The organism is Roseibium sp. JB4-4, from assembly GCF_055693425.1.
Genome location: NZ_CM146333.1, coordinates 4,993,201 through 5,014,992 on the forward strand (window position 1 = coordinate 4,993,201; position 21,792 = coordinate 5,014,992).

The following is a 21,792-nucleotide window of genomic DNA, read 5'->3' on the forward strand; positions in this document are numbered from 1 at the left end:
CGCGGCGACTTCCGCCGCCCAGCTTTCGATTGAGCCGCTGAGGGGTGCACCGCTCAATGGCTTCTGCGGCGCTTCGCCGAAGCCTTCCGGTGTCGCATTTTCGTCTGAGGCGGATTTGGTGGGGCGCTTGCTCATACCGGCCAATATGGTCCGGTTGCGCGTGCGAGGGAAGAGGGCCGTTGCGGTTTTGTTCCGCAAATTCAAACTTCCTGCCACTCTCCTGACAGAATGGTGTCAGGAGGCTTTCAAAGTTGCCCTTGGAGCATCTGTCGTTTTTGCGGCAAGCGCAGATCCAAGAAGGTTTGCTGGCTCCACAACCTCGTTACTACAGGTGGTTGCATAGTTCCAACACTTCTTAAGGTTGCTAACTTTATCTGCCTGTAGTTTACTTTTCTTGCGGATAGGTGCCGTAGGTGCAATCCGGTTTGGGGGAGTTTTTGGTCATTTTCAGTGAAGTGAAACCACTGCTTCAGGTAAAGCAGTCCTTGCAAGGGCTTTGGGCAACACTTTTTCTTTTGCTGACAGGATGTGCAGGAATACCTGTCGAGACTCTGACAACCTACGCGGACGCCTTCGCGCAGGCGAGAGATGCAGGAGATCTGCTTCTGGACGAGATTTCGCCTATCGTCTCGGCCAAAACGTCGACAGCAGGCGATGCCAGATGTGGAACATCCCGTCTCGGATACCCTTTGTGTTTCGATCCGGACACCGCCCGCAGTCAGGACAATGCACGCATCAACGAGGATCCGTCCATCGTTGCCCGCCGTGATGCCCTGGAGGCAATCACACTCTATAACAACATGCTCGTTGATATCGCCGAGGGCAAACGCTCCGAAGAATTCGGCAACCGGATCGACGAGTTGGTGCGGCTGGCAAATTCGGTCGCGGCGATCGGCGTGGTGCCAAGCGGCGGCATGTCGGCCTTGATCCCGCCTTCTGCTTCTTACGCCAAGGATCTTGCCAACCGGCTTGGACAGGCACGCGCGAATGCGACCGTCCGGCAATCGATCCTCAGAAGCAAAGATGACATTCAGGAGCTGATCCAGGCGCTCGCGGACGACACAACGCCGATCTACAACATTTTTCGCAAGGCACGAGAGATCGATCTTTTCAATATACGGGCGGACCGAAGGATCGCGGAACTGTCCGGCGATACAAAAGCTGTCGCCGCGGCCAACAAACGCTTCAGTGCCATCTCGCTCAGTATCAAACGCTTTCATGAAAGCCTGACAGCTTACGTGAACCTGCTTGACCAGACTTCGGAGGCACTGGACGTCCTGGTCGTGGCCGCTGAAACACCCCAGGTAACCGTCGCCAACCTCACCGAGGTCGCGGTTGAGGCCGAGGAAATCCGGCGCCGGTCAAACGCATTCTGGGTGTCTATCCGAAAAGTCCGTCTCGCAGCTGCCGGGAGCCAATAAGGCGTCTGGCTTCAAGGAGGGTGTTGTGGATTCGTCTGAAGAAGTACTCGCTAAACTCAACGACGATCTGTCTTTGGCCAATCTGTTCGACCTGCTCGACAAGGCGCAAACGATTGAAGAAGTGAATGCGATCCGCGCCTTCGGCAATGAGCTGCTTGAGCGTCGTCTTCTGGAAAGCGTGGAAGGCTTTCGGTCCGGCACACGGCGCTTTTTGAATGTCACCGAGAAAATGCTGGAAGCCATGACCGATCTGGACCGGACGTTTGTTGCAATTTCTCCGGTTCGCAATCCTATTCAGGCTCCGGCACTGTCATCGATTATCGGGCGTCTGGGTGAAGCGCTTCGCCTTTTTCATGATGACGAAGGCATGCGCAAGACACACAATTCCGACCAGGAGGTCGAGGATCTGAACAACGACGAGGACATGATCGCACCGGTCCTTGATCCCGTGAAGATACCCGATGATATCGCCAACTCCGGAATTCTGACCGGACCCAAGACATCGACAAGCCGCAAGTATGAGGAAATTGCGGACGAATATATCCGTTTCTTTGTTTCTTCCGGTTTCAAGAACGACCGTGAAGCGCTGGTCAAAAAATACGCTCTCAAGGCAGTGGCCGAGAAATCGCGCTATGATGCTGTCGGGAACCCGCTTGGGATCCCCTGGTGGTTCGTCGCAGCGATCCACCTGCTGGAATCGTCCTATAATTTTTCAACACATCTTCACAATGGCGACCCCTTGTCGAACCGTACCTTTCGTGTGCCGTCCGGACGTCCTGCCGCCTGGCTGCCGCCAAACTCCTGGGAGGAGAGCGCAAGGGACGCACTTACGCACCAGAAGCTTGCGGGTCTCTCCGACTGGTCATTGCCAAGAGCACTGTGGCGATGGGAGCGGTACAATGGCTGGGGCTATCGCAAGAAGAGGCTGCCGTCGCCCTATCTCTGGAGCTTTTCGTCCATCTATACGAAAGGCAAATATGTCGGAGACGGGGTCTTCAACAAATCGGCGGTTTCCAAACAATGCGGTTGTGCGACTTTCCTGAAATTTCTCCATGACCACGGGCATGTGGACCTGAAGCTGGATGTGGTCGGAGAAAACGAGCAAGGACAACCGGATTCCGATGCCAATGCAGATGCTGTCGTTGCAGACAACAAGCCCAACATCGATGGTGTCGTGCCACCGGCACACCCCTTTCAGGCATTTTTTGAAGAACGTTTGCCCGAGGTCCGTCATTTCAAATGGCATGAATTTCTGATCAAAGGCGGCTTCCACGGCGCCAACGGCCTCAACACCGACCCACCCCGTGAACTCTGGGAAAATGTTCTGCCTCTTGCCAGAGCTTTAGACGCGTTTCGCGAACAGGTTGGCGTTCCGGTGGTACTGACCAGCGTCTACCGAAGCCCGAAATACAATTCCAGCATTGGCGGGGCCACACGCAGCCAGCACATGGCCTTTACCGCGGCAGACTTTAAGGTTGTCGGCGGCGGTGCCGGCGTCACCGGCGACTGGGCCAGCCGCATGAAATCACTTCGCTCAAATGGGCTGTTTGAAGGTGGGGTTGGAATTTACCGAAGCTTTGTGCACATCGATGTGCGCGGGACGCGCGCCAATTGGGACCAGCGCTGATCCAGCCATCCGATAGACGAAGCATCGAAAGCAGACTTTCTTGAGAATTTGTAATGGAGCTGGATCTGGCCAAAACTCTTTCTGTACGTATTCTGAGGACAAGTGTGTGGCCTGGCAAAATGGATCAGGCAGTCAAAAGAGTGTTTCAAGGTAGACCCGGCGAGAGCGATTGAGCGAAATGACGAAAAGCAAGACCAAGCAGATTTCCCGTAGAACCGTTCTGGAGCTGTCGCTTGCCGGAGCTGCCGGCCTGACGGCAGGAACCGGATTGGCGTTCGGTGCCACGGAAGCGGCTGTCTCGCTTGAAACGGAGTTTCGGTCACATTTCGGCCAGTTGGGCTACAAAACGAAAGAACCACTCGGACTGCTGACAGGCGATCGCTTCAATGGCGGTCTGCGATATGATGAAACTTTGGAAATTCCTGTTTCCGGCAACAGCCTGGTCGTCCAGCCAGCTGCCAGAATTGACGATGCTGCGCGTCACCAAGAAGCCGGAGTTCTGGCCCTTTTCACGATTTGCGGTCTCCGGCAATCCGAGCCGATTGAGCAGCGCAGCCTCTTTGCCAACATGCTGAACTTCCTGGTTGAAAAGGCCAAGCTTGATCCGGCGCGCCTGGTGTTCGTGTCCACTGAGGCTTTCTCTCCATATGCGGAGACAAATGACATGGTTCGGGCTGGTCGTACCCTTTTGCGACCGATGAACGAGGCGAAAGCAGCCGGAGACGGTTCCGGTTTTTTCGCGCCTAAGGATCATCCGGCGGGACCCGGATATCACTCCGTGAGCATTCACTATCCCCTGGCTGCGAGCACAAGCGATGAACTTGCCTATCCTCTCGCAGGGCATCTTGAAATCGCAGATATCGGGATCACGCCGCCCGAGCCGCCGGAAAGCGCACTGGAACTCGGCGGCATCGGTCTGGAACGTCTGGCTTTTGCTGCAACCAGTGTCATGCCCAGTTTTGAGGACAGCCGGCAGAGCCTGCTCGACCGCCTGAAAGCGGAAGCCGAACGCGACGGTAAGCCATTACCCAAAGGCTATGAGATTTTTGCTAAGATATGAAAGGCGTGACGAGTTTGACCTCACCTTTTTGAGAGAATTTTGAAAAACCTTCCTAGGGATGCTTATCGTCTAACGCTTGAAACACTCATTACGATGCCATGCTAGGTATCGCGGATGAGGGCGCTTAGACGGGTCGTCGGGAACCGTTGCCTTCATATTCCGGTTGAGTAGATGCGAAACGTCGTAGTTGAGTTGACGCGATGTAAGAATGTCGTAATTGTCAGAAATGCTAAGTAAGCCTCGGTCAAACATCCAATGAACCGTACCAGACAAGGCAATCCCATTTTGTATTGAATCATTCCCACCGCGCTCAACCGGAATAATATGGGCCGCTTCTACTTCAGGTCGCCCTTTTCCATTGATGAGCCTTAACCCTGTGAATGCACAAGTTCGATCGTAAATTCGGCGGATATGCTGTCGAAACTTCGCCTCTCTGAAAGGGCGGTTGACAATCTGGCTTACTATTGTTTTTTCGCTGAACAGTCCTTCGAAGGGAGCTTGGTCTTCTTCGAAACCAATCCCGTGTTCCAAGCTGTCTGTCTCGCCGTTTCGAGCTGGCCATTCTTCCTTTTCTGAAAGGCCAGCCTCAATTATGGCTTTAAATTCATCAATTTCAAGAATTCTGACAGCTTGTTGAGTGTACCCACCGTTCGGAAGCCCGTCAGTTTTGAAGAGTTTTCGTTCGAAGCCACCGTTTTCTTTGTAGGGAAGTGGCCGATCAAAATCGATATAGTCTTCTAAGTAGACATAGAAGAGTTCGGAATTGCTTGTATCTTGCTCAATTCGATGCGCGCGCGCAGTCGCAGTGTAATACCGACCCTTCTTGTTCAATAGTGGGCCATAGTAAACGATCCAATCACCCAGAGTTTGCTGCACTCTTGAAAGGTATGACTTTGGGAAATGATACTTTTGTGCTGGATGGTCATCATAGATACTGTCGGGTTTATGATAGAAAATCGCATTCGACATGAAGCAAGCTAATTTGAGAATGACTAAGGAGAAGCACCAACTCTACCCAGTTTTGGTCTAATTGCAATTTGTGGTTTTGCAGTATCCATCACTCGCCGCGCGGATATCTCTGGGTGTCTTCAACGTCGTTGAGATCCATGTGGTTGCGCATGTAGCGCTCTGAGGCTTTTTGAAGGGGCTGGTAGTCCCAAGGGAAATAGGCGCCGTTCCGCAGAGCTTCGTAGACGATCCAGCGTCTGGCCTGGGATTGGCGAATTTCAGCATCGAAGGTTGCCATGTTCCAACCCGTTCTGATGGATTGAGCGAAGCGGGCACTGATATCCGCATGGTCCGGATCCGCGGCGAGATTTTCGAGTTCGTGCGGATCGTTCGACAGGTTGAAAAGCAGCGGCGGATCGAGTTCGCAATGGATGTATTTCCAGTCGCCTTCACGAATGCCGACAAGCGGCGCATAGGAGGCTTCCGCCGCGTATTCCATCAACACCGGTGATGTGCGCTCTGTGCCGCTTGTCAGTGGTACCAGGCTCTCGCCGTCGGTCCAGGGCATGATTTCGGCCATGTCGATGCCGCCGAGGTCACAGACTGTTGGCAGCACGTCAAGTGTGCTGACGGGTGTCTTGATATAGGCGGCAGCAAGGTCCTTGTCGGCGATCATCAGCGGAACGCGTGATGACCCTTCAAAGAAGGACATCTTGAACCAGAGGCCCCGCTCGCCAAGCATGTCGCCGTGGTCGGAGACGAAAAGGATGGTAGTGTCTTGTGCAAGATCCATCGCTTCCAGTGCATGCAGGATTTCGCCGATCTTGTCGTCCAGATAGGAAATATTTGCGAAATAAGCGCGCCGCGATCTACGGATATCGTCTTCGGTGATGGTGAAGCTGCGCCAGTCATTGGCGTCGAAAATGCGTTTGGAATGCGGGTCGTGATCCTCGTAGTTCATCGCAGGAACCGGTGGCAGGAGATGCTCACAGTCTTCGTAAAGGTCCCAGTATTTTTTGCGGGCGACATAAGGATCGTGTGGATGGGTGAAGCTGGCCGTCAGGCAGAAGGGCCGGTCATATTTTCCCCGGCCATAGTCGTAGATCTTGCGAACTGCCTGAAACGCGACGTCATCGTCGTATTCCATCTGGTTCGAGATTTCCGCGATCCCTGCACCGGTGACCGAGCCCATATTGTGGTACCACCAGTCGATGCGTTCTCCCGGTTTGCGATAGTCCGGCGTCCAGCCGAAATCCGCCGGATAGATGTCGGTGGTCAGACGTTCTTCAAAACCATGCATCTGATCCGGACCGACAAAGTGCATTTTACCCGAAAGGCAGGTGGTGTATCCGGCCCTGCGCAGGTGATGGGCGTAAGTTGGAATGTCGGATGCGAATTCGGCTGCATTGTCATAAACCCTGGTTCGGCGCGGCAACTGACCGGACATGAAACTTGCGCGTCCCGGCGCGCATAGCGGCGAAGCAGTATAAGCGTTTTCGAACCGGACGGATCTTTCTGCCAGCTTTTTAAGATTTGGAGCATGAAGGAAATCGGCAGGCCCGTCCGGGAAAAGCGTCCCATTCAGTTGGTCAACCATCAGGATCAGGATGTTCTTGCCGCTCATGCCCATTTTCTCTTCTTTCGCCGCTGCCAGGGAGTGTTTCGAACAAATTGATGATGCGCTTTTTTTGATTGATCGATCAATTAAAATCGACACAAAACCTCATGGGGCCGACGCTGCAATGCTGGACGAAAGAACAAGAGTTCAAAAACAGCTTGACCTGGAGTGCACTCCAACCGGTAGGTGAAGGAAATCGTTCTGTTCGGAGATAGATATGCGGATTGGTGACTTGGCAGAAAAGTCGGGACTTTCGACTGATACTCTGCGCTATTACGAAAAGATCGGTTTACTACCGCGCGCTCTCAGGGATGCCGGAGGCCGGAGGGTGTATGACGAAACCATCCTCAGATGGATCGACTTTCTGGATCGGCTGAAAGCGACGGGCATGGGGATCAGGGACCGATTGCGTTATGCGGAGTTGCGCACGAAAGGCGGAGCTTCGTTGACCGAGCGCCGTGAAATGCTGGAAGCACATCGCCGCAAAGTGGCCGGCGATATCGCCAAGTTGACCGACATGCTGGATGTTCTGGACGATAAAGTTGAACTCTACCGAAAGATGGAAGCGGGTGAGACCGTCGATCCGGCTTTCGAAAGCTGTGCCCGGACCGAACACGGCTCGCAGCCAGTAGTGAAGGACCAGTCATTTGACCACAGCACTTCAACGCGGGCGCCAGCTGACGCAAAATCTCAACCCTGATCTGGAAGAGGTTCTGCGCGATCGGTATGACGACCTCTTGCCCGACTTTGCAGAAAGTCTGATCGAGTGGGCTTATGGACGTCACTATGCGCGCCCCGGACTTGACCTGAAAACCCGCCAGCTATGTACAATAGCTGCGTTGACAGCTCTCGGTGGACAGACAGGGCCACAGTTGAAAGTCAATATCGAACACACTTTGGCCGCCGGCGCGGAGCGTCGTGAAATCGTGGAAGCGATTTGGCAGATGGCTGTCTATGGCGGTCTGCCGGCTGCAATCAACGGTCTGAATGCCGCCCGTGAGGTGTTCGACGCGCAAGACAGGATCAGCGCCCCTCAGCCTTAGTAACCTCCTGAAACACTCCTGCCACTTGAACGCCATTGGACCCCCGGGTCGTGGTTTTCGGCAACTTCCTGGCAGAGGCGGCTCCATCTGGAGCCGTCAATCGACCGAAGCGATGATGATTGTCGACAGCTCTGCTGATTGCAATTTGAAGCGAAAGGACCAAGTTGAGCGACTAATTCTCTCTAGGTGTGGTTGCTGAAACCGCTTAATGCCCAAGAATTGTCGCCGGATATCACATTGTAGCATTGCAAGCGGCCAGTATCTGTCTATGTAGAATGAGAAATCATAAGAAGCAGGTATATGTTCGAAAAACCCGATGCTGCTGGCGCTGAGCCGGAAATGCGAGCGCCAAAGGATTGGGTGACCATTCTTGCGCGTTACCGTGAACCCAGCACGTTGCGCAGTTCCTTTGAAATTGCCGTCACGTTTGGTGCCTTTGTGCTCCTGTGGGGGGTGGCCTGGTGGGCCATGGGGGTCAGTTACTGGCTCACTGTGGCGATCGCCCTTGTCAACGCGGCTTTTCTTGTGCGCCTCTTCGCGATCCAGCACGACTGTGGGCACGGATCGTTCTTCAAAAGCCGTTTCATCAGCGATTGGCTTGGCAGGGTCCTTGGTGTCTTGACGCTGACGCCTTACGACGTCTGGCGGCGGGCACACGCCATTCACCATAGTGCATCAGGCAATCTCGGCCGGCGCGGTATGGGTGATATTCACACGCTGACCGTGGCCGAATACAAAGCAATGACGCCGGGCAATCAGCTGAAATACAAGATCTATCGGTCGCCCCTGGTGTTGTTCGGCCTCGGGCCCGCCTATACGTTTTACCTGGAAAACCGGTTGCCCTTCGGCTTCATGACGAATACCAAGTTCTGGCTTAGTGCAATGGCGACAAATGCCGCCATTTTGGCAAGTCTTGCGATTGTTTTTGCGATTGGCGGTTGGGCGCCGCTCCTTTTGATCTTTCTTCCAACCACTTTGCTTGCCGCAACTGTTGGTGTCTGGTTGTTCTATGTTCAGCACCAGTTTGAAACAACTCATTGGGACACCGAGACAGACTGGCAGCTGCACGAGGCCGCGCTTTACGGCAGTTCTTATTATGTGCTGCCGTCCGTTCTGCAATGGGCGGTCGCCAATCTGGGCATTCATCATGTCCATCACCTCAACAGCCGGATCCCCTTTTACCGGTTGCCGGAAGTGCTTCGAGATCACGACTATTTTGCTGAGGGAAATCGCATGACTATCCGGCAAAGCCTCAGCAGCTTGCGGCTTCGTCTTTGGGACGAGGACTCCAGGCGCCTTTTGTCATTTTCTCAGGCACGTGCTCTGCCGTGAAAGGCTTGAAATAGGCCCTTTTCCGCTCCGGTGAGTCTACGATCCTCTTTGTTTGAGGTCTGGCCATCGGAAGCCTTGGTCGTATTTCCAACTCTTTGATTGCGGAGCGACCGGCGACGCGTATTGCGCAAGGTTTGCCAATTGGGAAACGGTGCCTTTAAACGTCCTTGGATTTCTGTGCACTGACCAGCTTGACCAAGAGCGCGCGCAGTGTTTCGAGGTCTTCTGTCCCCATGACTTCTTCAAGTTCGATTTCCATCTGCTTCAACAATCCCACCACTTTTACACGAGCTTCCTGACCGAGTTCGGTCGGTACAGGCAGCTTGTCGCGCTTGCTGCCCGGGACGGGCTCCAGTCTGAGCGCACCCAGGTCCACCAGTCTGGATACTGCTGAATGGACGGCCTGGCGGCTGATGCCTTTGTCCCGCGCCAATTCAGAGATTGTCCGAGGGTTGCGGCAGATCATCATGAACAGATTTGCATCCGCGGGACGGGCGGCATCCAATCCTGTTCCCTGACGCAACTCAATCATGCGTTTGTCCAGCTGTTCGGCCAGGTCGAAGACCAGGCCGCGGATGCTGGCAAACGGAGGTTGAGTCGGCTTTTTGTCATTCATGCTTGACAGCTTCTGCAGCCGTCCCCACATTGTCAATTGTCAACCAAGATTGACAATAAGGAGGCGATGATGCGTTTTGGCTATGAAATTTGTGGTGCGCTCTTTTGTGCGGCGGTGTTTTTGGGCAGTGGTCAGGTTGGGGCACAGGAGATTGACGGCACACGATTTCGAGCGCCCGAGGAAGGCAGCTGGTATCATCCGGTTGAGCCAGACAGCTGGGTGCACATCGGCGGAGACAGAGCGGAAATCGAAACAGTACTGAGCCGCATCGCGGCAGCCGGTGCCGACCGGGAGCTTCCGGATGATCCGGCCTATCAGGGTGAAGGAAGCTGGCTTGCAGAGTGGCGCTCGGCCGGTGAGCAGGCAATGCGCGAGGGCGAGGTTTTTGCGAAAAATGGCAAATCAGCCGATGCGGTCGCAAGGTACAGAGCTGCTGTTACCTATTTCTTGAGAGCCTCTTCACCTCATACAGATGATCCACTGCAGCGTGCAGCGTTAGATCTTGCGCATGAAAGCTACGGAGCGCTTGCAGAAAACCACGAGCTTCGCATTCGGGAAATCGACGTTCCATTCGAAGAAAGCTCCTTCAAAGCCTGGTTGCACTTGCCTGCGACCAATGAGCCGGCGCCCGCAGTGGTGGTCTCCATGGGATCGGATGTCGCCAAGGAAGAGTTGCTACCATATTTTGAAAAACAGCTTTCCATTCGTGGCATCGCCATGCTGTCCCTGGACTTGCCGGGCATGGGGGAATCTGCGGCATGGCGGTTCAGCCCGGACCTCGACAAATTGCATGTCGCTGCCGTCGAGCATTTGAAGACCATGCCGGAAATCGACGCCAGGAACCTCTTCGTTCAGGGAGCGTCTTTTGGCGGTCATCCGGTCGCACGTGCGTGGATCGCCCGTCCCGAACTGGATCTGGCCGGCGTCGTCTATATGTGCGGTCCGATACACAGCTCTCTCATGGCGCCGCCTCAGGCCTATGCGCATTTTCCGGAATACAACATGGATGGAGTGCGCGCCCGCTTCGGACTGGAACCAGAGGCAGGATTTGAAGACATTTCAGCAATTGCGAGAACGCTGTCCTTGAAGCAGCAAGGGCTCTACGACGTGACAAAAGTGGAGACGCCAATCTTTGCGATTTTGACAAACGATGATCCGGTCGCACCGCTCTCCGATGTAGATGAACTTCTGTCACGCGGGACGCAGGTCAAACGAGTTGTCTATGATACGCCCGGCCATTGCCCTGAGCGAGATTCCGGGAAGCGATGGCAGCAAGCTGGATCCAGGACAATTTGCGCTGAGCCAGCATATCAAGCAGGTGCCTGGCATGGGACTATCTATGCCGGGCATGACCGGTCTGCCACCGATCAATCTGTTCTTGTCTGTTTATCGGAATGACCAAGATCTCTTTCGGGCCAGAGTTGGTCACGTAATCGCTGTTTCAGGATCTTGGCCTCCGGAAATCCGCCATCAGACGCTCGATCCCAAATGGTTTGTTCCTCACAGGTTATCGTAAAGGTTCCCCCGGTGCCCGGTACCAGCGAGACCGTTCCCGTTTCTTCGGAGAATGTTGTCAGAATTTCCTGCGCCATCCAGGCTGAGCGCAACAGCCAATTGCATTGGCGGCAATAGGTGATGATGATATGGGGCGAAGGGACGTTGGCCATAGCGTCCTGATACCTTTCTCTCAGGATGATCTTTTTAGAGCTTGTGCCACAGTCCTCCGTTCAAACACCAGACACCATTGCATCCGACCTCCTTCTGCTTTCGGCCCGGGATGCGGAACTGCGTGCAGTGCTGGGCGAGATCATCTCATCTGTGCCTGCAGCAGGGCTGACCAACAGGGTTTTTCGGACAGAGACTTCAAAGGGGCGGTTCTTTGTAAGAGTGCCTGGGCCGTCATTGGCCGGAACCTTGGACCGGATCGCAGAAGCTCACAACATGGGGCTTGCGGCAAAGATCAACCTCGCCTTGCCTGCCATTTATTGCAATCCTGAAAACGGCGTGCTTGTCACTCGCGCACAGGAACAAGAAAGTCTCGCCCCGTCAGCGTTTGCAAAAGAGCTGGGAACGCAACTTGCCGCACTGCACGGCTCGAAGCTCGCCTTTCAGGGCCATCTGGACCCCGATCGAGTTCTTGCTGCGCAAATCAAGGGCCTTGGAAGCATCGGTGATATTGTGGCGAAAGTTCCCGATCTTTCTGAAGTGCTCAGGTTTGTGGAAAACACAATGGGTCCAGTGAACACTGACACTTTGGTACCCAGTCATGGAGATGTCTCACCGGGAAACTGTCTCACGAACTCCGAGACCCTCCTTTTTATTGATTGGGAGTTTTCTGCAATGGCGCATCCGCTTTGGGATGTTGCCTATGCCGCATTGGAAATGAGTTTCACGCGGTCCCAGGAGCAGATCTTTCTGACGTCATATCGGGACGCCACATCTCAGCCAGCATCTTGGACACAGCAAGACCTTCTCTTCATGAAAGTCCGCTGCGACGCCATTTCGGCACTTTGGGCGCTCGAAAGCGCGCGAGACCTTTATACTTACGCAAGCGAACGATGTTCACGTGCCGTGCGGCACATAGGTCAGTTAAGCCGACCGTTTGCCTGACACCGGTGGATTGCCCAGCACAGAGATGATGTTACCATTCCGGTGCCACAGACTTGCCGGGGGCCGGAGGAAAATGGTCGATGCAAATCCTAGATCTGCCCAAACAGATGACAGATACGCACACCGACGTCGTCATTGTTGGGTCCGGCCCGATAGGCGTCTCTTGTGCTATCCGTTTCGCAAGAAAAGGGCTGACCGTCGCCGTGCTTGAGCAGGGGGAAGCGATTACGGATCCCTCCGGTTCTCATCTTCGCAATCAACCCGGGTTCCAACACGATCCTGATGCCTTTTTTGGGGCCGTAGAACCCTTTTTGCAGCCGGTCATGGCGTCGGGTCAAGATGCTGTCCTGCCTGGAATTGCCGACACGGCGGCAATCGGCGGCCAAGGTGTCTTGTGGACCAATAATTGTCCACGAGCATCGGTGTTTGAGCGCTTTGATGCCCTTGGAGACGCTCAATGGAACGACTATTACGGTGAAGCGGAAACAGCCCTTCAGGTTACGACCAATGCTGCTACTGGATCCAGGGTTGGCGCAAACATCAAGGAACGGCTTTTGCCCGGACTTCGAGGGGAGGGGCGCACACTGCAAAGCCTGCCGTTCTCGGGCAGCAGAGCAAAAGGGGACGGGTTGCATTTCGCTGGAACTGCAGATCTGCTGACCGCAGTCGATCGCGACGTTCGCGAACGGATCAGGATTTATGCTCCGGCTCTTGCGCACAAGATACTGTACAAAAACGGCAAGGTAACCGGTGTGGCAGCAGTCCAGAGCGGCGACACCAACGATCAGGTCTTGAGCGCAGGTATCTTCCTCATTGCAGGTGGTGCACTTGGAACTCCGCGCTTGCTCCACAAGTCAGGCATCAGACCCGAAGCCCTTGGGCGCGGATTTTCTTTCCACGCGCTCTATTTCGCGCAACTTGTCTTGTCTCCCGAGCTGGCATCCACACCCGCCCGCGATGATGTCCCGCCCAGATATTGGATTGCCCCGACGCAGAACGTGCCCTGGCACATTCAGGTTTTGCGGGATACGTGTCCGCTTCCCGTGGTGGAAGCGGTCGACAATCCGAACCGCTTGTTGGAATTCCAAGCCTTTTTGCCTGTCGAGTTCAATCAAGCGAATTCCCTTTCTTTCAATGATGACGGCAAAATCTCGGTGACGTATTCCTTTTCGGAGAGAGATCGCGAAGGGATGCAGCGTTTGGAAGACGATATTCGCCATCTTGGTGAAAAGCTTGGTCCGTGGCGGAGGGGAGGAGAACCCGTCTGGGTGCCTGCCGGCACATCGCATCTGGTCGGGACGTGTCGAATGGACTGCGAAGGAACGTCAGGGGTCTCCGATTGCAACGCGAAGGTCCACGGTTTCGACAATCTCTATCTGGCGGGCGCCGGCGTCATTCCGGCACCTGTTGCGGTGAACCCAACATTGACCGCTCTCGCGCTTGCCTTTAAGTCGTGCGATCACGCGCTTCAGTCGGCCTGAGGCGCAAGCTCTGCGTCTGCAAGGCATTGGGCGTAGCTGGTGTTCATCCGGCTGCGCAAAGACTGGTTCTGCGGCTCCTCCTGGAGAGCCTCCCAGGTGTTGTCCGCTTTCAGTTGCTCAAGAGTACAGGTGCATGCGGACCGGCAGATGCCGGGCGTTCCAAGACTGTCCTCGCAGGCCAGCGAGCAATTGCGGACGAACGCTTTGCCAGAGCGATCCAAATCGGGCCCGACTGCAGCTGCTGTCCATACGAGCCCGTAAAGCACCGGTTGGTGCAGCAGGTAAATTGCCATTGAATGGCGTCCCATGGCACGAATGAAACTTGCAGAAGCACTGCGCAGGCGAAACTCCGACAATCTGGTCCAGAGTTTCAAGTTGCGAAAGGTTCGTGAAACGGCGAGGCCTGCGAGTGTGACCCCAGCCCACGGTGCCATGGGAACGTAATCCACGCTCGGATAACCAACGGTTCCGAGTCCGGTCCACAGCCAGAGCGGACCATCCAAAATCTGCGATTTTGCCCAAAATGGAAGTGTCAGAAACACTATGGATGCGGCAGCGCTGAGGGCGAGAGGCGCTCTGGCGAAAGGCAAGGCGATGAGGCTGGCCAGTGCGATCGAATGCAAGATCCCGAAACGCACAAAACTATCGCCAAATGTGAAATAGGTAACAAGTGACACAGCTGCGGCGGCTGCCGCGATCATCGCAAACCGCCGCCAGAATGGCCGCCAGCGAATGCCGTCATTATGCGCGAGATCGAGACTGACGCCCGCAAGGAACAGAAAGCTGCCAGCAATGGAAGCTGCGAACACTCGCCAGCCGGTTCCCTGAGACACAGGCCAGTCGACGAACGCGAACCAGGATAGATCCCAGGAAAAATGATAGATCGCCATGGCGACCACTGCGAGGCCACGGGCGAGATCAAGCACGGCCAATCGCTTCGTGGTCATATGTACTTTCCGGACAGAAACCTGATCAACCGGTTCGCAAAACCGGGAACGCCTGACAATTCAGTTCGGATTTCGTGGGGTCGTTTAGCTGCTGAAAGCGATGACCAGTGTCGTGATCAAAGCGGTCGCTGCCATCATGCCTCCGACATACGGCCACGGAGACGGTCGATGAACTGTCAAAGCATCACGGTTCGTCGGGTCTTGTAGCATTTCACTCAGCTCCCTGCTCCCATCACCATCAATGAGACTGCGACAATCGAACGCTCGGGGAAAGACAAGAAACACTCCTCAAACCGGTTTTCCCAAGGAAACCGTTTAATTGTGGAGTAGAGGGCGAAATCACAGCTCCGCTATTGACCTTAGGGAAGTATTTCGGGGTCGATGAAAAATTCAAAAATCAAGTGCGTCCAAGCCTGCTTCCAGATAGTCAGCAAGAAGTGGCATGCCTAGGAGATACGTCGCTGTGGATCCGACTGCCCTGTCTTTGGCTTCAGTGACGGCCTGGTCAAAATCCTCGGCTTCAAAGTCACCGCGGCCAATCCATGTGATGGCCACAAGGTTCGCTGCCTCGTCGACGTTGAGATCTTCTATCAGTTCACGGAGTTCCTCGTCCGAAAGGTCTTCGCTTTCTTCCTCGGCAAGGCCATCGTGGCTATGGCTTTCTTCCAGCGTGTCAGCGTCGAATTCTACATCGCCTTCATGCCCGTCTTCAAACGTATCCTGTATTGAGGAAGCGACTGCGCGCGCTTTCTGGGCGAACAGGCGGACCGTATCCGCGGAAATGGTGAGGTCGATATCCATGGTTGCCTCCGACAAACCCGATGTTTCTTTATCGATCCACTTTTCATCGTTGGCAATGGTCATGTTTCGAATTCCTGTTTTGCCGTCACCCGGTCTGAAATGGATTTTTCCGGGGTTATCCCCGGCAACCAGATCCTCTGAACGGGACTTGAGTTGATTTTTGTTTCCTCCACGCCAGCAAACCCAATCCGTCTTGCAGACACTTTGGCCTATTGGTTTACTTGCACGACAAACAAAATCCTGTCCTTGACCGGGATCAACGCCAAAGCGGTGAGGTGCGTTTCCTGCTTGGAATTGGCGCCAAGCTTGTTAAGCTGGACAGATTGTTTTTCCGGGGGCGGACCGGGCGCTCGGGGTCCGGCATTCATGCTGAGGGGTGCATGCGTGTCGGACCCCAGCTTTTCTGACAGAAGAAACATTTCAGCCGGGGCTGAGGCAGCCTGACAAGCTGCGTGCTTGCTCACGGGAGTGTGAAGTGGGTTGTATAGGTTTTGTCAGGATTCGCCGGTAACCTCCTGTCATGTTTCGGATTCTGCTCATTGTCGGCCTTCTTTTGGCAGGCGCGCAACAAAGCCTTGCGCGCGGCAATGTAGATCTTTATCAGGCAGCGCCTGAAGCAATCTCGGTTTATGTCGTCGGTGAAGCTGCTCAGCTTGAAGACGAATGCTGCGAAGACAAGGCTGTCGCGGACACCAAACCGACCTATTGCAAGTCTTCGGACTGCAAGGCGGTCATGGGCTCAGGCCTTTTGGAGACCTTTGAAACGCGTGAGCGGCTCGATACGACGCGGCCGCTCAGACGCAGTTCCGTTTCTGGCCGTCTCGAGCCCCGTCCGCCCAATACCTGAAAGTTTGATTTGATCACCTGACCGGTTTTCCGGTCGGCATTTTCAGATTTTCAGGAGACTTCAGATGTTCAACCGAAGAGAGCTGCTGCTCGGCGGTGCTGCAGCACTGGTCGTTGCAAACGCAGATATGGCCAGTGCCCATCATACGGCCAAATTCAAAAAAACATTCAAACTCAATCCGGAATATGCGCCCCAAAGGGTTTTTATTCCCTGAACTACACACCTGGCACCATTGTCGTGGATCCGCGAAACCATTTTCTATACCTGATGGAACGCTGGGGCCGGGCACGCCGTTACGGCGTCGGCGTTGGCAAGGCCGGCCTGGCCTTCCAGGGATCGGCAATCATCCAGCGCAAAGCTGAATGGCCGAGCTGGACGCCGACCCGGAACATGATCCGCCGTGAGCCGCAAAAATATGCGCGTTACGCCAATGGTGTACCCGGCGGTGTCAACAATCCGCTCGGTGCCCGAGCGCTGTATCTTTACAAGAACGGCCGGGATACCTACTACCGGATCCACGGAACCACCCAGCCGTCCTCAATCGGCAGGTCCGTCTCGAACGGCTGTATTCGCATGATCAATGATCATGTGGTCGACCTCTACAACCGGGTCCCTGTGGGAACTCGTGTTGTGGTTCTTTAAGAGGCGTTCGGACCAAAATACATGAATAAATATGTGACACGGCGTCAGGTGTTATCGGGCGGGCTGGGTCTCGCCGGACTGTCGTTGGCAGCTTGCGCACCGACGGCCAAGGCTCCCTTGCCAGCGCCCGTTCAACCGCGCGTCGATCCTGAATTCGTCTTGAATTACGGATCGCGTCCCAATGAGGAATTTCCGCTCCCTGCTGTGGATCCGAAGGTCTTGAAGCCTCAGTACAGGCGACAAAGAGTGCCTTACCAGACACAGGAAAAGCCCGGCACGGTGGTGGTCGATACCAGCCGCTTCTACCTTTATCTTGTCGAGCCGGAAGGGACTGCCATGCGGTACGGCGTCGGACTTGGCCGGCAAGGCTTTGAATGGTCGGGCCGGGCAAGGATCGCGTGGAAACGGCCGTGGCCGACCTGGACACCGCCGGACGAGATGATCGCACGCCAGCCAGAACTTGCAAAATATAGTGCCAGGAACGGTGGAATGGCGCCAAGTCTGGAAAATCCGCTGGGGGCCAGAGCGCTCTACATTTTCCAGGGCAATGTCGACACGCTTTATCGATTGCACGGCACGAATGAAACGGCCTCGATTGGCCGTGCTGTGTCATCGGGCTGCGTGAGGCTGGTCAATCAGGATGTGATCGATCTTTACGATCGCGTGCGCTCAGGTGCCGGGATCCTCGTGACCTGAGACAGAAGACATTTTCAAACAGGTGACCGATGAAGAAACAACGGAAAAACACCAATCACAAGGCCAAACGCACGTCAGCTATGGTCTCCCATCAACCAGCTTCAGAAACCGGCGTGGACAGACGCGGTATGCTTCGGCTGGTCCGAAACGTTGCCATAGGCGCGGCGGTCCTGGGTGGTACGGGCTACGTTTTCGCCCAGAACGTGATGACAACCATGCATGAGCATGATCTTGACCGTGTCGGCAACGGGGTCTCGACCATCGTGCAGATACATGATCCGCAGTGTTCCATGTGTCTTGCGCTTCAGCGCGAGACACGCAAAGCGCTCGACATGCTTGAGGGGCGGCAAATTGACTATGTGGTCGCCAATATCAGAACCCAGAAGGGCCGGGAATTTGCCAATCGATACGGAGCGCAGCATGTCACTCTTCTGCTCTTTAACGAGGCCGGTGAACTGCAGGACATCGTTCAGGGCCAGCAAGGTTCCTATCAGCTGAAAGACGCCTTTGAGAGGCTACTGGCGGGCTAGGCGGGGCGTTGTAGCCACAAATCATTCTGTTCAACGTTTGCTTTGCAGTCGGGGGATGTGCCGGGCTATTCTGGTCGTTCAAATTTGTTTCATCTGAATCGGTTTCTACCAGTCCATGCCCGGCCCGTCTTCCAGCAAGAATGTCACCTTAAAGATGATTGCCGAACGGCTGGGTGTGTCCGTGACGACCGTTGCGCGTGCTGTGAATGGGTCGCCTAAAACCAGCGTTGAAATGACCGAGAAGGTTAACCGCGTCGCGGAAGAGCTCGGTTATGTCCGCAACATGGAAGGTGTGAAGCTTCGTACCGGCCGAACCTTCGTGCTGACCGCGCTGCTCAACTTTCCAACCGATACGGAAATCGGCGATCCAACGCTCCTCGGAATATTGCAGGGCATTCATCAGCGATGCGCAAACTCGGACTATTCCGTGCAAACCATCATCGCGCCGAATGGCGGTGAGGATATCCGGGAACTGGAAAAACTCGTCAGAGGCCGCGCCACTGACGGGGTCATCATGGATCATACGACGCCGCAGGACATACGCGCCAAATATCTTTTGGAAATGGAGTTGCCTTTCGTCACCTTCGGGCGAACCGAGCTCTTCTCGCAGCATGCCTATTTCGACGTCGACAATGAGTTTGCTGCCTGGCAGGGAACGAAGGAACTGGTCCGGCTCGGTCACAAGAACATTGCGCTGCTCGACGGTCCGTCCGAATTCACATACGTTCTGCAGCGCATGGCTGGCTACAAGAAAGCTCTTGCCGAAGAGGGACTTTCCTATCGGGAGGCACTTGTGCGCAATCTTGACCCACAGGCGAATGTTGCCCGGGAGGCAGCTGCCGAACTGGTCAGGACAACCGATACGGACAGTTTTGTCTGCGTCAACGATATTGTGCTGATGGGCGCACGCAGAGGCGTTCGCGACGCTGCGGCAGACCGAATTCAGGATTTCAACTTTTCCGTACGCAGTGGCACCAATCTCGGAGACTATCTCGCCAAGCGGCCAATCACCTCGTATTTTTCAAGGCTCGACGCCGGCTGGAACCTGGCGGATATGTTGATCCGCCAGATTGAGGGTGAGGCTCCGAACGTCTTGCAGCAACTCGTGAAAACGGAGTTGCTTTAGGACGCCAGCAATGTGTTGGCGGTTCGGATTACACCTGGAGGTGTGAGATCCTCAAGCGAAAGGTCTGTCGCGTTCTCCAATTCAAGGGTCAGCGTTTCACCCGGCAAAAGCGTGTCGAGCATCCGATCGACAGTAACGTCCGGACCAATGCGATCGGCAAAGAGGCAAAGATCCTTCAGGAACGTTTCCGCTGTCACGATGACCCTGGTGATGGATGCGCCAGCCTCGATGTCGAGCCTGAGACGCGGTTCCGGCAGCTTGAGGTTGATGTCTTCCTGGAAATAATGATGTGTCTTGCAGCCATCCGCGGTGACGACAATCAGTTCGTTTGATTTGTCGTTTGGCGTTATGATGCTCTCCGGCAGCTGCACGCTGATTGGTTTGTTTCTTTCCACACAAACGCGCCAGATTGTGTGCTCGGCAAGTTCCCTTCCATCGAGGCTGACGCGCTTGATTGAAACCGGGGTGCGCCATTCCAGGTTTGCGTCGTTGACGATGTGGAGTGCAAGACCGCCTTCGGATGGCTGGACCGTGAGGAAATGCGGTTCATAGGCTTTCTTGAGTGCGTACCACAGCGGCTTCTTTCGGCCATACCCATCGATGGCAGCCCAGGAAGTGACCGGCCAGCAGTCGTTCAACTGCCAGACAATCGACCCCATGCAGTGCGGCTGAAGTGCGCGGAAATGGGAGATGCCGAAATGTATCGCGCGTGCCTGATTAAGCTGTGTCGTGAAGTGCCAGTCTTCGAAATTGCCCGGTTCCGGCAAATGGCCCTTCAAGCCGCGCAGAAGCTTTTCGTTTCCCTCGCTCGCCTTCTGGTGATGCATGACCCCGGGTGATGTCGGTGTCAGTGGGTCATCGGAGATCGATTGCGTGAGCGTTGCCATGGTCGGAGGGGCCTGCCAGCCGAACTCGGAAACGAAGCGCGGCGCATAATTGGCGTAAACTTCATAGCCGACCTCGTTCCAGACATCCCAGATGTGACGGCACCCATGTTCGTCCGCGTTCGCGAAGCGTTCCATTGAACCGGAATAGGGACTGCCCGGATAGTAGGTGCCGCTTGGATGCAATTCCCCGACAAGACGCGGAAGCAGATCCAGATAGTAGCCTTCGCCCCAGGTTCTTCCGGCCAGAGGTTTCTGCCAGCCCCAGGCCTGAAAGCCCCATATGTTTTCGTTGTTGCCGTTCCAGATCGCCAGCGAGGCATGCGACATCAAGCGTGAAATGTTATCTTTGGCCTCAGCTTCAACTTCTGCCGGAAGCGTGCCTTCTTCCGGATAAGCGGCACAGGCAAACAGAAAATCCTGCCAGACCATGATGCCTGCTTCGTCACACAGGTCGTAAAAATCGTCGCTTTCGTAGATGCCGCCACCCCAGATGCGCAACATGTTCATGTTGGCGTCTTTTGCCTGCGCGATCCGTTCGGCCAGTCTTTCGCGTGTGATGCGCGCGGGGAAACAGTCATCGGGTATCCAGTTCGCACCGAAGACAAAGACAGGCTTGCCGTTGACGATAAATGTAAACGAAGATTGGTCGTCGTCGCCGGACAGGTCCAGCTTGATAGTCCGGAACCCAATGCGTCTGGTTTGCCGCTCCAGCAATTCGCCGTCTTTTTTCAACGAAATTTCGAGATCGTAGAGAGGTTGACCACCCATTCCATGCGGCCACCAGAGGTGTGGAGCAGGGTAGTTGAGTTCAAGGTAGCCATCACTGTCCGACAGGAAGGTCGATGCGGACTGGTCACCGATGCGGGCCTCCAGTTCGAGGCTTTCGGACACCCCGTCGATACCGGCATGAATGCAGACCCGGCCATCGGCTCCGGTCATCGACACATCTGTTCGAAGACTGTCGATTTTGGCCGTCGACCAACTGACCAGGTCCACATTCCGCCAGATCCCGGCCGTGACGAGTGTGGGACCCCAGTCCCAGCCGAAATTGCAGGCCATTTTGCGCATCAGATTGCCCGGCCCAGGATAACAATTGGGGCGCGGTTCCAATTCTTCTCGCAGTTTCTTTTCGTGCTGATAGGGCGACAGGAAACCCACCTTCAGTGAGTTGCCTTCAGCTTTCAGCTTGTCCGTGACATCGACCCGATAGATCCGATGCATGTTTTCGCTTTCAAGGATGACGTTGCCGTTGAGGGAGACCGTCGCAACAGTATCCAGTCCGTGAAATACGAGTGTGTGCCGGGTGCCGGCTTCAAGATCCGCATTAAACTCGGTTTCGTAGGTCCAGTCGCATTCGCCGACCCATTGGACCGCCAGTTCATTGCAGTCCAGATATGGATCGGGAATGGTACGAGCCGCCATAAGGTCGGTATGAACGCAGCCCGGAACGGTTGCTTCCCAGCTCATGTCCGGCGTAACCGGGGCAGCGGCAACGGTTCGTGCACAGCGTAACGTCCAGCCTTCGTTCAAGGATTGAGTTGCAGTTTTTTGCGGGGATGG

General features: G+C 55.1%; 20 protein-coding genes and 1 pseudogene. 14 read left to right on the top strand and 7 right to left on the bottom strand.

Annotation, left to right across the window (positions count from 1 at the left end; genetic code table 11):
* The first annotated feature begins 413 nt into the window (after positions 1-413).
* The 3 genes from ACZ1HV_RS23410 to ACZ1HV_RS23420 all read left to right on the top strand — a co-directional run bounded on the left by ACZ1HV_RS23410 (position 414) and on the right by ACZ1HV_RS23420 (position 4,108).
* Positions 414-1,421 carry a hypothetical protein gene (locus ACZ1HV_RS23410; protein WP_472716475.1) on the top strand — a complete coding sequence of 336 codons (1,008 nt, stop codon included), beginning with the start codon at positions 414-416 and terminating at the stop codon, positions 1,419-1,421.
* 25 nt (positions 1,422-1,446) lie between these two features.
* On the top strand, positions 1,447-3,048 hold the full coding sequence (locus ACZ1HV_RS23415; RefSeq protein WP_472716476.1) for a D-Ala-D-Ala carboxypeptidase family metallohydrolase: 1,602 nt from the start codon (positions 1,447-1,449) through the stop codon (positions 3,046-3,048).
* A gap of 178 nt (positions 3,049-3,226) precedes the next feature.
* Positions 3,227-4,108 carry a hypothetical protein gene (locus tag ACZ1HV_RS23420; protein WP_472716477.1) on the top strand — a complete coding sequence of 294 codons (882 nt, stop codon included), beginning with the start codon at positions 3,227-3,229 and terminating at the stop codon, positions 4,106-4,108.
* A 69-nt stretch (positions 4,109-4,177) separates the two neighbouring features.
* Here ACZ1HV_RS23420 and ACZ1HV_RS23425 read toward each other — a convergent pair whose 3' ends face one another.
* Together ACZ1HV_RS23425 and betC are read right to left on the bottom strand one after the other, a co-directional pair.
* Positions 4,178-5,077 carry an HNH endonuclease gene (locus ACZ1HV_RS23425; protein WP_472716478.1) on the bottom strand — a complete coding sequence of 300 codons (900 nt, stop codon included), beginning with the start codon at positions 5,075-5,077 and terminating at the stop codon, positions 4,178-4,180.
* A gap of 88 nt (positions 5,078-5,165) precedes the next feature.
* Complete coding sequence (gene betC, locus ACZ1HV_RS23430; RefSeq protein ID WP_472716479.1) at positions 5,166-6,680, bottom strand: choline-sulfatase; 1,515 nt, start codon at positions 6,678-6,680, stop codon at positions 5,166-5,168.
* Between the two features lie 211 nt (positions 6,681-6,891).
* On the opposite strand from betC, the gene ACZ1HV_RS23435 reads away from it, so the two are divergent.
* From ACZ1HV_RS23435 to ACZ1HV_RS23445, 3 genes are all read left to right on the top strand, one after another.
* Positions 6,892-7,374, top strand: a complete 483-nt coding sequence (locus ACZ1HV_RS23435; protein ID WP_298962551.1) for a MerR family transcriptional regulator — start codon at positions 6,892-6,894, stop codon at positions 7,372-7,374.
* Positions 7,322-7,717: a carboxymuconolactone decarboxylase family protein gene (locus ACZ1HV_RS23440; RefSeq protein WP_298822875.1), complete on the top strand. Its 396-nt coding sequence runs from the start codon at positions 7,322-7,324 to the stop codon at positions 7,715-7,717. Before ACZ1HV_RS23435 ends, ACZ1HV_RS23440 begins: the two co-directional genes overlap by 53 nt.
* A gap of 300 nt (positions 7,718-8,017) precedes the next feature.
* Positions 8,018-9,049 carry a fatty acid desaturase gene (locus tag ACZ1HV_RS23445; RefSeq protein WP_298962545.1) on the top strand — a complete coding sequence of 344 codons (1,032 nt, stop codon included), beginning with the start codon at positions 8,018-8,020 and terminating at the stop codon, positions 9,047-9,049.
* Positions 9,050-9,206: 157 nt separating this feature from the next.
* Here ACZ1HV_RS23445 and ACZ1HV_RS23450 read toward each other — a convergent pair whose 3' ends face one another.
* Entirely contained in the window at positions 9,207-9,665 is a 459-nt protein-coding gene (locus tag ACZ1HV_RS23450) for a MarR family winged helix-turn-helix transcriptional regulator (protein ID WP_298822871.1), read from the bottom strand.
* Between the two features lie 69 nt (positions 9,666-9,734).
* Between ACZ1HV_RS23450 and ACZ1HV_RS23455 the strand changes: the two genes are divergently transcribed.
* Positions 9,735-11,063 (top strand): alpha/beta hydrolase, encoded by a 1,329-nt coding sequence (locus ACZ1HV_RS23455; RefSeq protein WP_472716480.1) that lies wholly within the window; start codon positions 9,735-9,737, stop codon positions 11,061-11,063.
* Here the strand turns inward: ACZ1HV_RS23455 and ACZ1HV_RS23460 are convergent.
* Complete coding sequence (locus ACZ1HV_RS23460) at positions 11,033-11,332, bottom strand: Rdx family protein (protein ID WP_298822867.1); 300 nt, start codon at positions 11,330-11,332, stop codon at positions 11,033-11,035. The two genes, ACZ1HV_RS23455 and ACZ1HV_RS23460, sit on opposite strands and share 31 nt — an antisense overlap.
* A gap of 43 nt (positions 11,333-11,375) precedes the next feature.
* Here ACZ1HV_RS23460 and ACZ1HV_RS23465 point away from each other — a divergent pair, with 43 nt between their 5' ends.
* Together ACZ1HV_RS23465 and ACZ1HV_RS23470 are read left to right on the top strand one after the other, a co-directional pair.
* The gene (locus ACZ1HV_RS23465; RefSeq protein WP_472716481.1) at positions 11,376-12,275 is read left to right on the top strand and encodes a phosphotransferase; all 900 of its coding nucleotides are present in this window, start codon (positions 11,376-11,378) and stop codon (positions 12,273-12,275) included.
* 80 nt (positions 12,276-12,355) lie between these two features.
* Positions 12,356-13,756 (top strand): GMC oxidoreductase, encoded by a 1,401-nt coding sequence (locus tag ACZ1HV_RS23470; RefSeq protein WP_472716482.1) that lies wholly within the window; start codon positions 12,356-12,358, stop codon positions 13,754-13,756.
* On the opposite strand, the gene ACZ1HV_RS23475 is transcribed toward ACZ1HV_RS23470, so the two are convergent.
* The gene (locus ACZ1HV_RS23475; RefSeq protein ID WP_472716483.1) at positions 13,744-14,703 is read right to left on the bottom strand and encodes an acetyltransferase domain-containing protein; all 960 of its coding nucleotides are present in this window, start codon (positions 14,701-14,703) and stop codon (positions 13,744-13,746) included. The two genes, ACZ1HV_RS23470 and ACZ1HV_RS23475, sit on opposite strands and share 13 nt — an antisense overlap.
* Positions 14,704-15,093: 390 nt before the next feature.
* Positions 15,094-15,567 (bottom strand): DUF3775 domain-containing protein, encoded by a 474-nt coding sequence (locus ACZ1HV_RS23480; protein ID WP_472716484.1) that lies wholly within the window; start codon positions 15,565-15,567, stop codon positions 15,094-15,096.
* Between the two features lie 457 nt (positions 15,568-16,024).
* Between ACZ1HV_RS23480 and ACZ1HV_RS23485 the strand changes: the two genes are divergently transcribed.
* The 5 genes and pseudogenes from ACZ1HV_RS23485 to ACZ1HV_RS23505 all read left to right on the top strand — a co-directional run bounded on the left by ACZ1HV_RS23485 (position 16,025) and on the right by ACZ1HV_RS23505 (position 19,345).
* The gene (locus ACZ1HV_RS23485; RefSeq protein ID WP_298822861.1) at positions 16,025-16,351 is read left to right on the top strand and encodes a hypothetical protein; all 327 of its coding nucleotides are present in this window, start codon (positions 16,025-16,027) and stop codon (positions 16,349-16,351) included.
* Positions 16,352-16,478: 127 nt separating this feature from the next.
* Positions 16,479-16,993, top strand: a pseudogene (locus ACZ1HV_RS23490) (L,D-transpeptidase).
* A gap of 21 nt (positions 16,994-17,014) precedes the next feature.
* A complete protein-coding gene (locus ACZ1HV_RS23495) occupies positions 17,015-17,689 on the top strand; it encodes a L,D-transpeptidase (RefSeq protein ID WP_298962523.1) in 675 nt (224 codons plus the stop codon).
* 29 nt (positions 17,690-17,718) lie between these two features.
* Positions 17,719-18,219, top strand: coding sequence for a thioredoxin domain-containing protein (locus tag ACZ1HV_RS23500; protein ID WP_298822859.1), 501 nt, complete (start codon positions 17,719-17,721; stop codon positions 18,217-18,219).
* A 115-nt stretch (positions 18,220-18,334) separates the two neighbouring features.
* Positions 18,335-19,345, top strand: a complete 1,011-nt coding sequence (locus tag ACZ1HV_RS23505; protein WP_472716485.1) for a LacI family DNA-binding transcriptional regulator — start codon at positions 18,335-18,337, stop codon at positions 19,343-19,345.
* Here the strand turns inward: ACZ1HV_RS23505 and ACZ1HV_RS23510 are convergent.
* Entirely contained in the window at positions 19,342-21,762 is a 2,421-nt protein-coding gene (locus tag ACZ1HV_RS23510; protein WP_472718496.1) for a glycoside hydrolase family 2 protein, read from the bottom strand. The genes ACZ1HV_RS23505 and ACZ1HV_RS23510 overlap by 4 nt on opposite strands.
* Positions 21,763-21,792: the final 30 nt, after the last annotated feature.